Source organism: Pseudomonas sp. AN-1, assembly GCF_034057115.1.
GTDB lineage: Bacteria > Pseudomonadota > Gammaproteobacteria > Pseudomonadales > Pseudomonadaceae > Geopseudomonas.
In genome coordinates, this window is record NZ_CP139195.1 from 1,655,020 (window position 1) to 1,673,198 (window position 18,179).

Sequence of the window (18,179 nt, forward strand, 5' to 3'; positions counted from 1 at the left end):
CGCTTACTTCCTTAACGTGGCTTGGAACCTTTCTCCCAGGGAAGCAATGATACTTTGCAGGTTTTCATTGACTTCTTCGTCGTTAAGAGTGCGCGATGGATGCTGCCAGGTCAAGCCGACTGCCACACTTTTGCTATGTGGATCAATACCTTTGCCCTGGTAGACGTCGAACAGCCGCAGGTCGGTGAGGCACTCGCCGGCCTGGGCGCGGATGTCGTCCAGCAGGCTCTGTGCCGGCACCTCGCGCCCGACCAGCAGCGCCAGGTCGCGACGCACTTCGGGGAAGCGCGACAGCTCGCGGAACTGCGGCAGGCGACCGGCGGCCACCTCGGCCAGCACCAGCTCGAACAGGTACACCGGCTGATCCAGGTCCAGCGCCTTGGCCAGTTCCGGATGCAGGGCACCGAGGAAGCCGACCAGCTGGCCGTCGCGCTCGATACGTGCGGTCTGTCCCGGATGCAGGGCCGGATGCTCGCCGATCGTGAAGGAAAAGGCGGAGCCGGCGCCGGCGTAGCCGAGCAGCGCCTCGACGTCGGCCTTGAGGTCGTAGAAGTCCACACCCTCCTTGCCGTTGGCCCAGCCTTCCGGCAGACGGCTGCCGCAGATCACCCCGGCGAGCATGGCCTCCTGCTTGAGGCCGTCGAGCTGGCCGACGAAGCGCAGGCCCGACTCGAACAGGCGCACGCGGCTCTGCTGGCGGTTGAGGTTGTGCTGCAGCGCCTTGACCAGCCCCGGCCACAGCGAGGCGCGCATGGCGGCCAGGTCGGCGGAGATCGGGTTGGCCAGGGTCAGCGGTGCGACGCCCGGGTGGAACAGCTCGAACCACTTGGGATCGATGAAGCTGAAGGTGACCGCCTCCTGGTAGCCGCGGGCGACCAGCAGGCGGCGCAGCTGGCCGAGTTCGGCGCGCGCCTCGCTCTGCGGCTGCGGCGCCAGGCGCGCCTCGGGGTAGCGCACCGGCAGCCGGTTATAGCCGTACAGGCGGGCCAGCTCCTCGATCAGGTCCACCTCGATGGACAGGTCGAAGCGGTGGCTGGGAATCTCCACCTGCCACTGCCCTGCCCCGTTGGCGGCAACCTTGAGGCCCAGCGCGGTCAGCAGGCGCTCGACCTCGACGGCCGGAAGCGAAAGGCCGAGCATCTGCTCGATGCGCTCGGCACGCAGGGTGACCGGGGCGACCTGCGGCAGGTGCTCTGCGCTGACCACCTCGACGATCGGGCCCGGCTCGCCGCCGACGATCTCCAGCAGCAGCGCGGTGGCGCGCTCCATGGCCTCGCGGGCCAGCTGCGAGTCGACGCCACGCTCGTAGCGGTGCGAGGCGTCGGTGTGCAGACCGTAGGAGCGGGCCTTGCCGGCGATGGTGATGGTGTCGAAGAAGGCGCTCTCGAGGAACAGGTCGCGGGTGCCGGCGGCCACGCCACTGTGCTCGCCGCCCATCACGCCGGCGATGGCCAGGGCGCGCTCGTGGTCGGCGATCACCAGGGTGTCGGGACGCAGCTCAACTTCCTGGCCGTCCAGCAGCACCAGCTTCTCGCCGGCCTCGGCCAGGCGCACGCGCACGCCGCCCTTGATCTCGGCGAGATCGAAGGCATGCATCGGCTGGCCCAGTTCGAGCATCACGTAGTTGGTGACGTCGACCGCCGGGTCGATGGCGCGCACGTCGGAGCGGCGCAGGCGCTCGACCATCCACAGCGGGGTCGGCCGCGACAGGTCGACGTTGCGGATCACCCGGCCGAGGTAGCGCGGGCAGGCGCTGGGCGCCAGCAGCTCGACGCTGCGCACCTCGTCGTGCGCAGCCGGCACCACGGCGATGGCCGGACGGCTGACCGGAACGTCGTACAGGGCACCGACCTCGCGGGCCAGACCGGCCAGCGACAGGCAGTCGCCGCGGTTCGGGGTCAGGTCGACCTCGATGCTGGCGTCGTCGAGGTTGAGGTAGCTGCGGATGTCCTGACCGACCGGCGCATCGCCAGCCAGCTCGAACAGGCCGGAGTCGTCGTCGCTGATCTGCAGTTCGGAGGCCGAGCAGAGCATGCCGAACGATTCGACGCCGCGCAGCTTGGCCTTCTTGATTTTGAAGTCGCCCGGCAGTTCGGCGCCGAGCATGGCGAAGGGGATCCTGATCCCCGGACGGGCGTTGGGGGCACCGCAGACCACCTGGAAGGTCTCGCTGCCGTTGCTCACCTGGCAGACGCGCAGCTTGTCGGCGTCCGGGTGCTGTTCGGTGGCGAGGATCTCGCCGACCACCACGCCGCTGAAGACTCCGGCGGCCGGGGTGACGCTGTCCACCTCGAGGCCGGCCATCGACAGGCGGGCCACCAGTTCATCGCGCGACACCTGCGGGTTGACCCAGGTGCGCAGCCATTGTTCGCTGAATTTCATCCTGTTCTCCTGAAAGCGGGTTGACCGGTCGACCTAGCGGAATTGCGCGAGGAAGCGCAGGTCGTTGTCGAAGAACAGGCGCAGGTCGTTGACGCCGTAGCGCAGCATGGCCATCCGCTCGACGCCCATGCCGAAGGCGAAGCCCTGGTACTTCTCCGGATCGATGCCGGACATGCGCAGCACATTCGGGTGCACCATGCCGCAGCCCATCACCTCCAGCCAGCCGGTCTGCTTGCACACGCGGCAGCCCTTGCCGGAGCACATCACGCACTCCATGTCGACCTCGGCCGACGGCTCGGTGAAGGGGAAGAACGACGGACGGAAACGCACGCCCAGCGGCTTCTCGAAGAACACGCGGAGGAACTCCTCGATGGTGCCCTTGAGGTCGGCGAAGCTGACGTTCTCGTCGACCAGCAGGCCTTCGACCTGGTGGAACATCGGCGAGTGGGTGATATCGGAGTCGCAGCGATAGACGCGGCCGGGGCAGACGATGCGGATCGGCGGCTGGGTCGACTCCATGGTGCGAACCTGTACCGGCGAGGTATGGGTGCGCAGCAGCATGTTGGCGTTGAAGTAGAAGGTGTCGTGCATCGCCCGCGCCGGGTGGTGGCCGGGGATGTTGAGCGCCTCGAAGTTGTGGTAGTCGTCCTCGACTTCCGGGCCCTCGGCAACGTTGTAGCCGATGCGGGTGAAGAACTGCTCGATGCGCTCGAAGGTGCGGGTCACCGGGTGCAGGCCGCCACTGGCCTGGCCACGGCCCGGCAGGGTCACGTCGATGCGCTCGGCGGCCAGCCTGGCTGCCAGCGCGGCGGACTCGAGGTCGGCCTTGCGCGCATTGAGGGCATCCTGAACGCTGGTCTTGGCGGCGTTGATCAGGGCGCCAGCCTTGGGGCGCTCCTCGGCCGAGAGCTTGCCCAGGGTCTGCATGAGCTGGGTCAGCTCGCCCTTCTTGCCGAGGTAATGAACCCGGAGCTGCTCCAGGGCATTCACATCTTCGGTGTGTCGCACGGCCTCCAGGGCTTGGGAGACCAGCGCATCCAGGTTTTCCATGTACGGACTCCAGATACAAAATAGGGGAAGGGCACAAAGGCCCTTCCCCTATCGGTGACGTTGCCCGGGCCCGAGGACCCGATGATTGTCGTGGGGCTTAGGCCAGAACGGCTTTGGCTTTCTCGACAATCGCAGCAAACGCCGCTTTTTCGTTCACTGCCAGATCGGCCAGAACCTTGCGGTCGATCTCGATGGAAGCCTTCTTAAGGCCAGCGATCAGACGGCTGTAGGACAGGCCGTTGACGCGTGCGCCGGCGTTGATACGGGCGATCCACAGAGCGCGGAACTGACGCTTCTTCTGACGGCGGTCACGGTAGGCGTACTGGCCGGCCTTGATCACCGCCTGCTTGGCAACGCGGAATACGCGCGAACGCGCACCGTAGTAGCCTTTGGCGAGTTTCAGAATCTTCTTGTGACGACGACGGGCGATGACGCCACGCTTAACACGAGCCATGTTGTAACCTCTTGATTATCTTGACCGGATTAACGAACGCGCAGCATGCGCTCGACTTTGGCAACGTCCGATGCATGCATCAGCGAGGTGCCGCGCAGCTGACGCTTACGCTTGGTAGTCATCTTGGTCAGGATGTGGCTCTTGAAAGCGTGCTTGTGCTTGAAGCCGTTTGCAGTCGGCTTGAAGCGCTTCTTGGCACCGCTCTTGGTTTTCATCTTTGGCATGTTTAGTACTCCGCATTCAGTGATTACGCATAACCGCAAGGCCTGCCAGTGCCCTGGAGGTTACTTTCTCTTTTTGGGGGCGATGACCATGATAAGTTGGCGTCCTTCCATCTTCGGATGCTGCTCAACGGCGCCGTATTCGGCGAGGTCGTTTTCGACCCGCTTCAACAGCTCCATGCCCAGCTCCTGGTGGGCCATCTCACGACCGCGGAATCGCAGGGATACCTTGGCCTTGTCCCCCTCGCTAAGGAAACGTACCAGGTTGCGTAGTTTTACCTGGTAATCCCCTTCTTCCGTACCGGGACGGAATTTCACTTCCTTGACTTGTGCCTGCTTCTGGTTCTTCTTCGCCTCGGCAGCCTGCTTCTTCTTCTCGAACAGGTGCTTGCCGTAATCCATGATCCGGCATACAGGCGGAACCGCGTCAGCAACGATCTCAACCAGGTCGAGCTTGGCGTCTTCGGCAGCCTGCAGGGCTTCGTTGAGAGAAACCACGCCGACCTGTTGACCATCCACACCGATCAGGCGAACTTCGCGGGCGGTGATGTTTTCGTTGATCGGGGGCCGGGACTGTGCTCGCCTGTCTTGTCTCATGTCGCGCTGCTTAATAGTGATTACTCCAATGGGTTACCGACCGCGCCGCGATACGGCTTCGGCCAGCAGATTCTGGAACTCGCCTACGGTCATGGAGCCCAGATCCTGTCCGTCGCGCGTACGCACGGCGACGGTCTTCGATTCGACTTCGCGATCCCCGATCACCAGCAGGTAGGGAACCTTGAGCAAAGTATGCTCACGGATTTTAAAGCCGATCTTCTCATTTCTCAAGTCGGCCTTGGCACGATAGCCATTGGCCTCGAGCTCTTTTGCCACCTGAGCGGCAAATTCACCCTGCTTGTCGGTGATGTTCAGCACCACCGCCTGGGTCGGCGCCAGCCAGGCCGGGAACGCGCCCTCGTAGTGCTCGATGAGGATGCCGATGAAGCGCTCGAAAGAGCCGAGCACCGCGCGATGCAGCATCACCGGGTGCTTGCGGCTGTTGTCCTCGCTGACGTACTCGGCACCGAGGCGGATCGGCAGGTTGAAGTCGAGCTGCAGGGTACCGCACTGCCAGACACGGCCGAGGCAGTCCTTGAGGGAGAACTCGATCTTCGGACCATAGAAGGCGCCCTCGCCCGGCTGCAGCTCCCACGGCAGACCGGCGTTGTCCAGTGCCGACTGCAGGGCGGCCTCGGCGCGATCCCACAGCTCGTCGGAGCCGACGCGCTTCTCCGGACGGGTCGACAGCTTGAGCTGGATGTCCTTGAAGCCGAAGTCGGAGTAGACGTCGAGGGTGAGCTTGATGAAGGCCGCCGCCTCGTCCTGCATCTGGCCCTCGGTGCAGAAGATGTGCGCATCGTCCTGTACGAAGCCGCGCACACGCATGATGCCGTGCAACGAGCCGGACGGCTCATTGCGGTGGCAGGCACCGAACTCGGCCAGACGGATCGGCAGCTCGCGGTAGCTCTTCAGGCCCTGGTTGAACACCTGCACGTGGCACGGGCAGTTCATCGGCTTGACCGCGTAGTCGCGGCTTTCCGACTCGGTGGTGAACATCAGGTCGCCATAGTTGGCCCAGTGACCGGACTTCTCCCACAGCACGCGGTCGACCACCTGCGGCGTCTTGATCTCCAGATAGCCGTTCTGGCGCTGCACGCGGCGCATGTACTGCTCGAGCACCTGGTACAGGGTCCAGCCGTTGGGATGCCAGAACACCATGCCGGGGGCCTCTTCCTGAGTGTGGAACAGGTCCAGGCGCTTGCCGATCTTGCGGTGATCGCGCTTCTCGGCCTCCTCCAGGCGATGCAGGTAGTCCTTGAGGTCCTGCTTGCTGCCCCAGCAGGTACCGTAGATGCGCTGCAGCATCTTGTTCTTCGAGTCGCCACGCCAGTAGGCGCCGGCCACCTTCATCAGCTTGAACGCCTGCAGCTTGCCGGTGGACGGCACGTGCGGGCCGCGGCACAGGTCGATGAAATCGCCCTGGCTGTAGAACGACAGCTGCTCGTTGCCAGGAATCGACTCGATGATCTCGACCTTGTACTTCTCGCCGAGCCTGTCGAAGAAGGCCACCGCCTCGTCGCGCGACATCAGCGAGCGACTGACCGGGAAGTCGGCCTTGGCCAGCTCGTACATCTTCGCCTCGATCTTCTCGAGATCCTCGCTGGTGAAGGGACGCTCGCAATCGAAGTCGTAGTAAAAACCGTCGTTGATCACCGGACCGATGGTGACCTGGGTGCCGGGAAACAGCTCCTGCACAGCCATGGCCATCAGGTGAGCACAGGAGTGACGCAGCACGTCGACGCCCTCGGCATCCCGGGCGGTGATGATCGACAGCGCGACGTCAGCCTCGATGACATGCGAGGTGTCGACCATCTGGCCGTCGACCTTGCCGGCCAGGGCGGCCTTGGCCAGGCCGGCACCGATGGACTGGGCCACCTCGGCCACGCTGACCGGCTGCTCGAACGAGCGCTGACTACCGTCGGGAAGAGTAATGATGGGCATGGCGCCTCCTCTCTCAGTGGTGACCCCTACCAAAGGCCACATGGGGTGGGATGAGCCAGTAAGCGGCGCCCGACGGGAAAACTGCCTCACGATGGCAGGACCGGAAAAACGGCCTTCCCGCACACAGGCGGAGATCACTGGAAAAATTAGCCCGACATCGTTTCAGAAAAGCCGCTCAGGCGCAAGCAAAGCGCCATCCAGCCGGTCAGAGCGACTCGAGGAACTCGCCCACCAGGCGATTGAACAGCGCCGGACGCTGCACATTCATGCCATGCGACACCCCCGGCAAGAGCACACAGCGCGCCCCCATCAACTGATGCTCGAGCATTCGCAATATTGCCGGGAACGGCTGCGGGCTGCGCTCACCGCCCAGCAGCAGGACAGGACAACGAACCCCGGCCAGCAGCTTCGCCGATATCGGCTCCGGCCCATCCTCGACCTGCCCCACCAGGGTGAAGGCATTGTCCAGCGCCATGTGCCGGAAACGCGCCGAGGAGCGCTGCCAGATACCCGCACCGCTGACGGTGTCGACGAACAGCTGCAGGCCAGCCTCGGCCTGCCCCTCGCGAATCAGGCGCAGAGCTTCGAGGCGGAACTGATTGCGCTCGCCTCCGGCAACCGGCGCCGGCACCCCGGCCGCCGCGAACAGCCCGGACGCATAGTCACCACCCGGATCGGCAAGGGCGAGCGAGCGCACCAGATCCGGACGCTGCGCGGCAAGGCGCAGGGCAATGTTGCCGCCACGGGAATGGCCGAGCACATGCATGGGCTCGCCGTGGCGCTCGATCAGCTCGACCAGGTCGGCCACATGCTGCACGGTGGAGAAACCGCCGCCCCGGCCATCCCAGCGCTCCGGAAAGCAGCGCCGCAGGCTCGGCGCCAGCACCCGCCAGCGCTCCGCCAGCACCGGAAGCTGCGCCGACCAGAAGCGGTGGTCGCACAACGAGCCATGCACCAGCAACAGCGGCACTCCATCGCCCAGCTGGACACCCTTCAGCGCGTAATCCGCCAGATGCCATACCGCCGTTTCCACCCACACACCTCACGCAGCAATTCCAAGACGCAGAAAACAGAAAAGCCGGTCAAAATGACCGGCTTTTCTGTAATTTGGTAGGCACAATTGGACTCGAACCAACGACCCCCACCATGTCAAGGTGGTGCTCTAACCAACTGAGCTATGTGCCTGCAATTTGGTAGGCGCAATTGGACTCGAACCAACGACCCCCACCATGTCAAGGTGGTGCTCTAACCAACTGAGCTATGCGCCTGCAGTGGCGCGAATACTACGGAGCATCCCCAACCCCGTCAACACTTTTTTCGCTAAGCCACTGAAAAAACTCCATCTTTTGGTTCTCCGGGCAATTTCAGGCCGTGCTGCCCCCCGGTGGTCGCCACGGCCAATCCGGCGTAGGATCGAAACGCTCGTAAAGGATATTCGACAGAGGCTCAAGATGACGCACACCTCCTACCCACAGTCCTATTACGCCTTTTCCGCCCACCCGGCTCCGGAACGTCCGGCGCTGCAGGGCGAACAGGAGACCGACGTGTGCATCATCGGTGCCGGCTACACGGGGCTGTCCACCGCGCTGTCCCTGCTCGAGCATGGCTTTCGCGTCATCGTGCTGGAGGCAGCCAGGGTCGGCTTCGGGGCCTCCGGACGCAATGGCGGCCAGATCGTCAACAGCTACAGCCGCGACATCGATGTCATCGAGCACAGCACCAATGCCCCTGCCGCACGCTTGCTCGGCGAGATGGCCTTCGAGGGCGGACGGATCATCCGCGAGCGCATCCAGCGCTATGGCATCCAGTGCGACCTCAAGGACGGCGGCGTGTTCGCCGCCTTCACCGCCAGGCAGATGCACCACCTGGAAACCCAGAAGAAGCTGTGGGAGCGCTACGGCCATACCCAGCTCGAGCTGCTGGGCCGCCAGGAGATCCGCCAGGCGGTGGCCACCGACAGCTATGTCGGCGGCCTGCTCGACCGCAGCGGCGGCCATATCCATCCGCTCAATCTGGCCCTCGGCGAGGCCGCGGCCGTGGAGTCGCTGGGCGGCGTCATCCACGAACAGTCGCCGGTGCTGCGCATCGAGCGCGGCAGCAGCCCGGTCGCCCATACGGCAGAGGGACGCGTGCGGGCGAAGTTCCTGGTGGTCGCCGGCAACGCCTATCTGGGCAACCTGCTGCCGGAGCTGGCGGCCAAGTCGATGCCCTGCGGCAGCCAGGTGATCGCCACCGAACCGCTGGGCGAGGAGCGCGCACGCGCCCTGCTGCCGCAGGACTACTGCGTCGAGGACTGCAACTACCTGCTCGACTACTACCGCCTTTCCGCCGATCATCGGCTGATCTACGGCGGCGGCGTGGTCTACGGCGCCCGCGATCCGGCCGACATCCAGTCCATCATCCGCCCGAAGATGCTCAGGACCTTCCCGCAATTGAAGGACGTCAGGATCGACTTCGCCTGGACCGGCAATTTCCTGCTGACCCTGTCGCGCCTGCCGCAGGTAGGACGCCTGGGAGACAACATCTACTATTCGCAGGGCTGCAGCGGCCACGGCGTGACCTACACCCACCTGGCCGGCAAGGTGCTCGCCGAGGCCCTGCACGGCCAGGCCGCGCGCTTCGACGCCTTTGCCGGCCTGCGCCACTACCCGTTCCCCGGTGGGCGGCTGTTTCGCGTGCCCTTCACCGCCATGGGCGCCTGGTACTACCAGCTGCGCGATCGGTTCGGCGTATGACCGGAAAGCGACAACGGCCCCGGGAGGGCCGTTGTCGTTCATGACTACCGCCTAGCGGGGACAGCCCTCCAGAGTCGGGCAGACACCCGCCCCCTTGGCCGCAGGCAACGCCTCGGCAAAACGCTTGTCCTGCGGAGCCAGTTGCCGGGCGCACTGCCGCGCCCGCTGCGCCTGCTGCGCACAACCCTGTTCGGCCAGCACGTGGGCAAGGTTGCCCCACGCCGGCGCCCAACGGGGAGCTGCAGTGGTCGCCTTGTGCAAGGCAGCCTGCGCCCCCTTGAGATCGCCTGCTGCGTATCGGGAATTGCCCAGGGCAAACCAGCTCACTCCCTCATCGGGCCATTGTCGTGCCGCCACCTGGTAGGCACGCTGCGCCGCCTGGGCATGCCCCGTCTGCTCCAGATCGGCCGCAGCCTGCAGCCAGGGCGTCAGTTCGGCCTGCGCCGGCAGCCGGTCGGGTGGTAGCGTCAGCACCGCCCAGCGCCCGCCACGCGCCCAGGTGGCGTCGAAGCTGGCGAAGTCAGTCACCCAGCGCCGCGTGGTGCCGGAACGCAGAATCAGCTGCTGCGCCTTGCGATCGAAGCCGACCAGTACGGCAAAATGCCAGCGCGGGTACCAGTCGAAGGCCAGGTTCTGCAATACCAGGACCGGATTGCCAGCCGCGACCTCGGCCAGCAGGGCGTCCAGGCGAGGCGCCAGGGGATAGACCAGCAGGTCGTGGTCGCGCGCCGCCGCCACCAGCTCGACCTGCAGGCTGCCCTGGCGACCAGGCAGGAACACGCGGTCCTTGAGCAGCCCTGGGGTGGTGGTCACTCCACGCTGGTTGAGCATGGTGGCCAGAGCCGCCGGGCCGCACTGGTACTGCGCCTGAGGGAAGAACGGCACCTCGCTCAGTTCGACTCGCTCCGGCAACCGCTCGACCTGCGGCGACAGCCTCGGCGCCGTCGCGCAGCCGGCGAGCAACAGCAGCAGTCCCGCCCCCAGCAATCTCAGCGATTGATGCATTTGACGAAGGTGAAGAGGTCGGTGGCGCAGAGCAGGTCAGTGATGATGAAGATCACCAGAAACAGCACGATGATGCCGATGATGCCGCCGGCCGGTGCCTCGCTGAGCTGCTGGTTGAACTGCGCCAGCTCGGCATTGGTCAGGCTCTGGATGCGCTGCTCGACCTGCTCCCGCTCGACGCCGAGGGAGGCCAGCTTGTCTCGCACCCCCCTGTCATCCAGCATGGCCAGCAGCTGCTGGCGATCGACCTGCTGTTGCTGAGCCTGCAGGACCTCGCCGGTACCGACCATTGCCGCCTGCGCCAGCGGTACCTGAGCCACCACCAGCAACTGGGATGCCACCAGCACGCTAGCCAGCCGGCGAGAGAATGCTCGCTTGTACATGAAACGCTCCTTCTTCTAGATCCGCAGTAGGACTATCGCCAAGCGACAGGGTTCCTCCGCAGAATAGGTTAAGAGACCCCAGCGCGTGCTCCGTCACGCCCGGAACCCTCGCAGATACGCACATGATCATCATCCGGGACGAGAACCCCGTCCACCGTGCGCCGGCAGTTCGCCCATTGCACGGAAGCCACGAGCGGCCCAGCATGGTCGCCCCTATCAATCGGCCGACTGCGCCACCCTCGCGCGGCGCGCGCCCAAGGATCCGGTGACGATGACACCCAGCAATCCCCCAGAACACGCCAGCATCTCTCCGCTGAGTCGCTCCCCGCGGGTACGCGGCGAGTTCGCCGTGATCGCCGACCTGCTGCCCTACCTGCGTCCCTACCTGGGGCGCATCTCGTTGGCACTGGGCCTGGTGGTGGCCGCCAAACTGCTCAACCTGCTGGTTCCCATTCTTCTCAAGCAGATTGTCGACGACCTCAATGTCGAACCCAGTCTGCTGCTGTTGCCGGTCGGACTCCTGCTGGCCTACGGCGCGGCACGCATCGGAGTCACCCTGTTCACCGAACTGCGCCAGGTGGTGTTCGCCCGGGTCATGGCGCGCACCTCGCGCCAGGTCACGCTCCGGGTGTTCCGCCACCTGCACGGGCTCAGTCTGAAATTCCACCTCGGGCGGCGCACCGGCGGCGTGGCGCGGGATGTCGAACGGGGCGGCAGTGCCATAGCCGATCTGCTCGACTGGACGCTGTACTCGATCATCCCGATCCTGCTGGAAGTGTTGCTGGTCACTGCCGTGCTGGTCTGGGCCTACGACTGGCGCTTTGCGGCCGTAACCCTCGCCACCCTGCTGACCTACGGGGCATGGACCTTCGCCGTCACCGAATGGCGCACCCGTTACTACCGCGCCTCGGTGGAGGCCGACACCCGTGCCAACGAGCGGGCGGTGGACTCCCTGCTCAACTACGAGACCGTCAAGTACTTCAACAACGAGGAGCACGAGGCGATTCGCTACGACGAGAACCTGCGGCATCTGGAGGATGCCAAGGTCAAGGCGACGGTCAGCCTGGCCGTGCTCAACCTCGGCCAGGCGGTGGTGGTGTCGGCCGGAGTCACCGCGATGATGTGGCTGGCTGCCGCCGGGGTCGTCGACGGCAGCATGACGGTCGGTGACCTGGTGCTGGTCAACGCCTATCTACTGCAGCTCTCCGCCCCCCTGTTCCTGCTCGGCATGATGTATCGCGAGGTCAAGCAGGCGCTGACCAACATGGAGCGCCTGTTCGGCCTGCTCGATGAGCGCCAGGACGTGCAGGATGCGCCCGATGCCAGAGCGCTAGTCACCCGCCAGCCCCAGGTGCGCTTCGAGGATGTGCGCTTCGGCTACGACCCGCGCCGGCAGATCCTCCAGGACATCGCCTTCGAGATCCCCGCCGGCGGCACTGTGGCGGTGGTCGGCCACTCCGGTTGCGGCAAGTCGACCCTGGCACGTCTGCTGTACCGCTTCTATGACGTCGACGGCGGTCGGATAACCATTGACGACCAAGATCTGCGCCAACTGACCCAGGCCTCCCTGCGCGCAGCCATCGCCATCGTTCCGCAGGACACCGTGCTGTTCAACGACAGCATCTACTACAACATCCTCTACGGCCGCCCGGAAGCCAGTCGCGAGGAAGTGGAGGCCGCCGCTCGTGCCGCACACATCCACGAGTTCGTGGAGAACCTTCCGGACGGCTACGCAACCCAGGTCGGCGAACGCGGCCTGAAACTCTCCGGCGGCGAAAAGCAGCGGGTGGCGATCGCCCGAGCAATCCTGAAGAATCCGGCCATCCTGATCTTCGACGAAGCCACCTCCGCGCTGGACTCGCAGTCCGAGCGGGCCATCCAGGCGGAACTTGAGCACATCCAGATCGGGCGCACTACCCTGGTCATCGCCCACCGCCTTTCCACCGTGATGAATGCCGACCAGATCCTGGTGATGGACAGCGGCCGCATCATCGAGCGCGGCACCCACACGCAGTTGCTCGCCATGAACGGCCAGTACGCGCAGATGTGGCACCTGCAGCAACAGCGCAGCGAGCAGTCGACGCCCTGACGATGCAGCTGGCAGAAACGGCGGCTACCCTCAGGAGCAGGCCACCCTTGTGAAGTGCGAGGTTGCTGCAGCATGCCTGCCCGACTGCTGGCCCTTCAGGCCGATATCACCAGCCTGGCGATAGATGCCATCGTCAATGCCGCCAATCCATCGCTCCTCGGCGGCGGTGGCGTTTCCGGAGCCATTCTGCGCGCGGCAGGCCCCGAACTGGTCGAGGCGTGTCGCCAGCTCGGCAGCTGTGCCAGCGGCGAGGCGAAGCTGACTGCCGGCTATCGGCTGCCAGCCCGCTTCGTCGTGCACACCGTCGGCCCGATCTGGCAGGGTGGCCAGCAGGGCGAAGCACAGGTACTGGCCTCCTGCTATCGACGCTCCCTCGAAGTCGCCGCAGCGGCCGGCGCCCGCAGCCTGGCCTTCCCGAGCATCAGCACCGGCATCTTCAGCTATCCCAGCGCCGCCGCCGCAGCCATCGCCGTGGCCACCGTGCGGGCCAGGGTCGCGACATTGCCGACCATCGAGTCGGTGGTGTTCTGCTGCTTTTCCGCAGCGGATCTGCAGATCTATACCCAGCTGCTCGAAGCCGGAACCTGAAAGTCCGCCCAGACGCTACCCTACCAGACCTGGCTTGCCCCGCAGCTTGCTGCACAGCGTCACCAGCACGACCACCAGGGCGCCAACCAGCACGCCGAAGGTGGCATCGAGCAGTGTGGGAAGCAGGGCCTCGGCGACAGCGCCGACTGCGGCGAGGCTACCGCTCGCCTGAGCGAGTTGCTCGATGGCATGATGAACCGGGGATATGCCGTGAGTCAGGATGGCGCCGCCAACCATGAACATCGCGGCCGTCCCCACCACGGACAGCCCTTTCATCAGGTAGGGGGCAGCGCCGAGGATGGCGCCACCGAAGCGCTGTGCCAGACGCGACTCCCGCTGTCGCAGATGCAGGCCGAGGTCATCCAGCTTGACGATCCCCGCTACCAGGCCATAGACCCCTACCGTCATGACGACGGCAATCAGCGACAGCACCAGCACCTGCTTCAGAAAGCTGGCCGCAGCGACAGCCCCGAGCGTGATGGCAATGATCTCGGCCGAAAGGATGAAGTCCGTACGGACTGCTCCTTTGATCTTGTCCCGCTCGAACGCCACCATGTCGATGGCCGGGTCATTGAGCGCGTCAAGCTGACGGGCATGATTGGCTTCCTCCTCCGCCTTGCTGTGCAGGAACTTGTGAGCCAGTTTCTCGAAGCCCTCGAAACACAGGAAGGCGCCGCCCAGCATCAGCAGAGGCGTGATCGCCCAGGGCGCAAGCGCGCTGATCAGCAAGGCCGCGGGAACCAGGATCAGCTTGTTGAGCAGTGAACCCTTGGCGACCGCCCATACCACCGGCAACTCTCGCTCTGCCGCAACGCCGGTGACCTGCTGGGCGTTCAAGGCCAGGTCATCGCCAAGCACCCCGGCGGTCTTCTTCGCCGCCACCTTGGTCATCACCGAAACATCGTCGAGGATGGTGGCAATGTCATCGATCAATGCCAGCAGACTGCTTCCGGCCAAGTTCGTACTCCCTGTATGCAGGTTGAGGTATTTGACTACGCGCCAAGCATACGGCCGATACAAGTCATTTTGCCGTGTCATGGCGCACTTACGCGCAGTTTCCGGAGCGAAAGGACGAAACCCCGACCAGCGTGGCTGGTCGGGGTTTCTGTGTAGGTGCTTGACGATGACCTACTCTCACATGGGGAAGCCCCACACTACCATCGGCGATGCGTCGTTTCACTGCTGAGTTCGGGATGGGATCAGGTGGTTCCAACGCTCTATGGTCGTCAAGCAATTCGGTTGGGGCATCGCCATGGCGCTACCCCGAATTGGGCAAGTGATAGTGTATCAGATTCGGTAATTTGCGGTTCTGCAAGCTTTCGGCCTGTCGCACCCACTGTGATCCTGGGATCGCAGATTGTTTGGGTGTTATATGGTCAAGCCTCACGGGCAATTAGTACTGGTTAGCTCAACGCCTCACAACGCTTACACACCCAGCCTATCAACGTCGTAGTCTTCGACGGCCCTTCAGGGGGATCGAGTCCCCAGTGAGATCTCATCTTGAGGCGAGTTTCCCGCTTAGATGCTTTCAGCGGTTATCTCTTCCGAACATAGCTACCCGGCAATGCCACTGGCGTGACAACCGGAACACCAGAGGTTCGTCCACTCCGGTCCTCTCGTACTAGGAGCAGCCCCTCTCAAATCTCAAACGTCCACGGCAGATAGGGACCGAACTGTCTCACGACGTTCTAAACCCAGCTCGCGTACCACTTTAAATGGCGAACAGCCATACCCTTGGGACCGGCTTCAGCCCCAGGATGTGATGAGCCGACATCGAGGTGCCAAACACCGCCGTCGATATGAACTCTTGGGCGGTATCAGCCTGTTATCCCCGGAGTACCTTTTATCCGTTGAGCGATGGCCCTTCCATACAGAACCACCGGATCACTAAGACCTACTTTCGTACCTGCTCGACGTGTCTGTCTCGCAGTCAAGCGCGCTTTTGCCTTTATACTCTACGACCGATTTCCGACCGGTCTGAGCGCACCTTCGTACTCCTCCGTTACTCTTTGGGAGGAGACCGCCCCAGTCAAACTACCCACCATACACTGTCCTCGATCCGGATGACGGACCAGAGTTAGAACCTCAAGATTGCCAGGGTGGTATTTCAAGGATGGCTCCACGCGAACTGGCGTCCACGCTTCAAAGCCTCCCACCTATCCTACACAAGCAAGCTCAAAGTCCAGTGCAAAGCTATAGTAAAGGTTCACGGGGTCTTTCCGTCTAGCCGCGGATACACTGCATCTTCACAGCGATTTCAATTTCACTGAGTCTCGGGTGGAGACAGCGCCGCCATCGTTACGCCATTCGTGCAGGTCGGAACTTACCCGACAAGGAATTTCGCTACCTTAGGACCGTTATAGTTACGGCCGCCGTTTACCGGGGCTTCGATCAAGAGCTTCGCTTGCGCTAACCCCATCAATTAACCTTCCGGCACCGGGCAGGCGTCACACCCTATACGTCCACTTTCGTGTTTGCAGAGTGCTGTGTTTTTAATAAACAGTCGCAGCGGCCTGGTATCTTCGACCGGCATGGGCTTACTGAGTAAATCATTCACCCTCACCGGCGCACCTTCTCCCGAAGTTACGGTGCCATTTTGCCTAGTTCCTTCACCCGAGTTCTCTCAAGCGCCTTGGTATTCTCTACCCAACCACCTGTGTCGGTTTGGGGTACGGTTCCTGGTTACCTGAAGCTTAGAAGCTTTTCCTGGAAGCATGGCATCAACCACTTCGTCATCTGAAAGATAACTCGTCATCAGCTCTCGGCCTTAGGATCCCGGATTTACCTAAGATCCCAGCCTACCACCTTAAACTTGGACAACCAACGCCAAGCTGGCCTAGCCTTCTCCGTCCCTCCATCGCAGTAACCAGAAGTACAGGAATATTAACCTGTTTCCCATCGACTACGCTCTTCAGCCTCGCCTTAGGGACCGACTAACCCTGCGTCGATTAACGTTGCGCAGGAACCCTTGGTCTTTCGGCGTGGGTGTTTTTCACACCCATTGTCGTTACTCATGTCAGCATTCGCACTTCTGATACCTCCAGCGAGCTTCTCAACTCACCTTCACAGGCTTACAGAACGCTCCTCTACCGCGCATCTTGCGATGCACCCGCAGCTTCGGTGTGTGGTTTGAGCCCCGTTACATCTTCCGCGCAGGCCGACTCGACTAGTGAGCTATTACGCTTTCTTTAAAGGGTGGCTGCTTCTAAGCCAACCTCCTAGCTGTCTAAGCCTTCCCACATCGTTTACCACTTAACCACAACTTTGGGACCTTAGCTGGCGGTCTGGGTTGTTTCCCTTTTCACGACGGACGTTAGCACCCGCCGTGTGTCTCCCACGCTGACACTTCCAGGTATTCGGAGTTTGCATCGGTTTGGTAAGTCGGGATGACCCCCTAGCCGAAACAGTGCTCTACCCCCTGGAGTGATACGTGAGGCGCTACCTAAATAGCTTTCGAGGAGAACCAGCTATCTCCGAGCTTGATTAGCCTTTCACTCCTATCCACAAGTCATCCCCTACCTTTTCAACGGGAGTGGGTTCGGTCCTCCAGTCAGTGTTACCTAACCTTCAACCTGCTCATGGATAGATCGCCCGGTTTCGGGTCTATACCCAGCGACTAAACGCCCTATTAAGACTCGCTTTCGCTACGCCTCCCCTAATCGGTTAAGCTCGCCACTGAATATAAGTCGCTGACCCATTATACAAAAGGTACGCAGTCACCTAACAAAGTAGGCTCCCACTGCTTGTACGCATACGGTTTCAGGTTCTATTTCACTCCCCTCTCCGGGGTTCTTTTCGCCTTTCCCTCACGGTACTGGTTCACTATCGGTCAGTCAGTAGTATTTAGCCTTGGAGGATGGTCCCCCCATATTCAGACAAAGTTTCTCGTGCTCCGTCCTACTCGATTTCACTTCAAGGATCCTTTCGCGTACGGGGCTATCACCCACTATGGCCGCACTTTCCAGAGCGTTCCGCTAAAATCCAAGAAGCTTAAGGGCTAATCCCCGTTCGCTCGCCACTACTAAGGGAATCTCGGTTGATTTCTGTTCCTCAGGGTACTTAGATGTTTCAGTTCCCCTGGTTCGCCTCTTGCACCTATGTATTCAGTACAAGATACCCGGGTTATCCCGGGTGGGTTTCCCCATTCAGAGATCTCCGGATCAAAGTCTGTTTGCCGACTCCCCGAAGCTTATCGCAGGCTACCACGTCTTTCATCGCCTCTGACTGCCAAGGCATCCACCGTATGCGCTTATTCACTTGACCATATAACCCCAAGCAATCTGGTTATAATCGTGAATTACGACATTCGCCGAAAACTTGCGCTTGAACTCGCAAATTTTACCTTGACCTGAAAAGTGCAGTGAAAACACTCTCCAGTTCAATACTTCTATCACTTACCCAAATTTTTAAAGAACGATTCTGGCGCAAAGACCAGAAATCAATGTTTCATCCTCGAAATCGTCCACCGGACGACAGGGGTAAACACTCATTTCTGAGCTTTCGGCGATAATGGTGGAGCCAAGGAGGATCGAACTCCTGACCTCCTGCGTGCAAAGCAGGCGCTCTCCCAGCTGAGCTATGGCCCCATCTTTCGATCGGCCTGCGCACCACGACAATTGGTGGGTCTGGGCAGATTCGAACTGCCGACCTCACCCTTATCAGGGGTGCGCTCTAACCAACTGAGCTACAGACCCAATCGCCTTTCGCGAGTGAATCAAGCAATTCGTGTGG

The 18,179-nt window shown here is 62.5% G+C and carries 13 protein-coding genes, 4 tRNA genes and 2 rRNA genes; 3 read left to right on the forward strand and 16 right to left on the reverse strand.

The features are described from left to right. Window positions 1–3: 3 nt before the first annotated feature. The 9 genes from pheT to SK095_RS07635 all read right to left on the reverse strand — a co-directional run bounded on the left by pheT (window position 4) and on the right by SK095_RS07635 (window position 7,916). Window positions 4–2,382, reverse strand: a complete 2,379-nt coding sequence (pheT, locus tag SK095_RS07595; protein WP_201487628.1) for a phenylalanine--tRNA ligase subunit beta — start codon at window positions 2,380–2,382, stop codon at window positions 4–6. A gap of 33 nt (window positions 2,383–2,415) precedes the next feature. Then, window positions 2,416–3,432, reverse strand: a complete 1,017-nt coding sequence (gene pheS / locus SK095_RS07600; RefSeq protein WP_136489029.1) for a phenylalanine--tRNA ligase subunit alpha — start codon at window positions 3,430–3,432, stop codon at window positions 2,416–2,418. Between the two features lie 97 nt (window positions 3,433–3,529). Next, entirely contained in the window at window positions 3,530–3,886 is a 357-nt protein-coding gene (rplT, locus tag SK095_RS07605) for a 50S ribosomal protein L20 (protein WP_090313179.1), read from the reverse strand. A gap of 29 nt (window positions 3,887–3,915) precedes the next feature. Continuing rightward, entirely contained in the window at window positions 3,916–4,110 is a 195-nt protein-coding gene (gene rpmI / locus SK095_RS07610) for a 50S ribosomal protein L35 (protein WP_090215844.1), read from the reverse strand. Between the two features lie 60 nt (window positions 4,111–4,170). Continuing rightward, complete coding sequence (gene infC / locus SK095_RS07615; RefSeq protein ID WP_136489028.1) at window positions 4,171–4,704, reverse strand: translation initiation factor IF-3; 534 nt, start codon at window positions 4,702–4,704, stop codon at window positions 4,171–4,173. Window positions 4,705–4,737: 33 nt separating this feature from the next. Next, window positions 4,738–6,648 carry a threonine--tRNA ligase gene (gene thrS / locus SK095_RS07620; protein WP_136489027.1) on the reverse strand — a complete coding sequence of 637 codons (1,911 nt, stop codon included), beginning with the start codon at window positions 6,646–6,648 and terminating at the stop codon, window positions 4,738–4,740. Between the two features lie 205 nt (window positions 6,649–6,853). After that, window positions 6,854–7,681: an alpha/beta hydrolase gene (locus SK095_RS07625; protein ID WP_320548475.1), complete on the reverse strand. Its 828-nt coding sequence runs from the start codon at window positions 7,679–7,681 to the stop codon at window positions 6,854–6,856. A gap of 75 nt (window positions 7,682–7,756) precedes the next feature. Further along, window positions 7,757–7,833: transfer RNA gene (locus tag SK095_RS07630), tRNA-Val, on the reverse strand. Between the two features lie 6 nt (window positions 7,834–7,839). Continuing rightward, window positions 7,840–7,916: transfer RNA gene (locus tag SK095_RS07635), tRNA-Val, on the reverse strand. Between the two features lie 183 nt (window positions 7,917–8,099). On the opposite strand from SK095_RS07635, the gene SK095_RS07640 reads away from it, so the two are divergent. After that, the gene (locus SK095_RS07640) at window positions 8,100–9,383 is read left to right on the forward strand and encodes an NAD(P)/FAD-dependent oxidoreductase (RefSeq protein ID WP_168772481.1); all 1,284 of its coding nucleotides are present in this window, start codon (window positions 8,100–8,102) and stop codon (window positions 9,381–9,383) included. 51 nt (window positions 9,384–9,434) lie between these two features. On the opposite strand, the gene SK095_RS07645 is transcribed toward SK095_RS07640, so the two are convergent. Together SK095_RS07645 and SK095_RS07650 are read right to left on the reverse strand one after the other, a co-directional pair. Further along, on the reverse strand, window positions 9,435–10,388 hold the full coding sequence (locus SK095_RS07645; RefSeq protein ID WP_136489025.1) for a PA2778 family cysteine peptidase: 954 nt from the start codon (window positions 10,386–10,388) through the stop codon (window positions 9,435–9,437). Beyond that, window positions 10,373–10,771, reverse strand: coding sequence for a PA2779 family protein (locus tag SK095_RS07650; protein ID WP_136489024.1), 399 nt, complete (start codon window positions 10,769–10,771; stop codon window positions 10,373–10,375). The genes SK095_RS07645 and SK095_RS07650 overlap by 16 nt, the downstream gene beginning before the upstream one ends. Before the next feature lie 271 nt (window positions 10,772–11,042). Between SK095_RS07650 and SK095_RS07655 the strand changes: the two genes are divergently transcribed. After that, the gene (locus SK095_RS07655) at window positions 11,043–12,860 is read left to right on the forward strand and encodes an ABC transporter ATP-binding protein/permease (protein WP_320548476.1); all 1,818 of its coding nucleotides are present in this window, start codon (window positions 11,043–11,045) and stop codon (window positions 12,858–12,860) included. A 72-nt stretch (window positions 12,861–12,932) separates the two neighbouring features. Then, the gene (locus SK095_RS07660) at window positions 12,933–13,448 is read left to right on the forward strand and encodes an O-acetyl-ADP-ribose deacetylase (RefSeq protein ID WP_136489022.1); all 516 of its coding nucleotides are present in this window, start codon (window positions 12,933–12,935) and stop codon (window positions 13,446–13,448) included. A 15-nt stretch (window positions 13,449–13,463) separates the two neighbouring features. Here SK095_RS07660 and SK095_RS07665 read toward each other — a convergent pair whose 3' ends face one another. The 5 genes from SK095_RS07665 to SK095_RS07685 all read right to left on the reverse strand — a co-directional run bounded on the left by SK095_RS07665 (window position 13,464) and on the right by SK095_RS07685 (window position 18,142). Further along, complete coding sequence (locus SK095_RS07665; protein ID WP_136489021.1) at window positions 13,464–14,405, reverse strand: DUF808 domain-containing protein; 942 nt, start codon at window positions 14,403–14,405, stop codon at window positions 13,464–13,466. Between the two features lie 158 nt (window positions 14,406–14,563). Beyond that, window positions 14,564–14,679, reverse strand: a 5S ribosomal RNA gene (gene rrf, locus SK095_RS07670). Window positions 14,680–14,820: 141 nt separating this feature from the next. After that, a 23S ribosomal RNA gene (locus SK095_RS07675) occupies window positions 14,821–17,711 on the reverse strand. Between the two features lie 247 nt (window positions 17,712–17,958). Continuing rightward, a tRNA-Ala gene (locus tag SK095_RS07680) sits at window positions 17,959–18,034 on the reverse strand. Window positions 18,035–18,065: 31 nt separating this feature from the next. Then, window positions 18,066–18,142, reverse strand: a tRNA-Ile gene (locus SK095_RS07685). Window positions 18,143–18,179 lie beyond the last annotated feature (37 nt).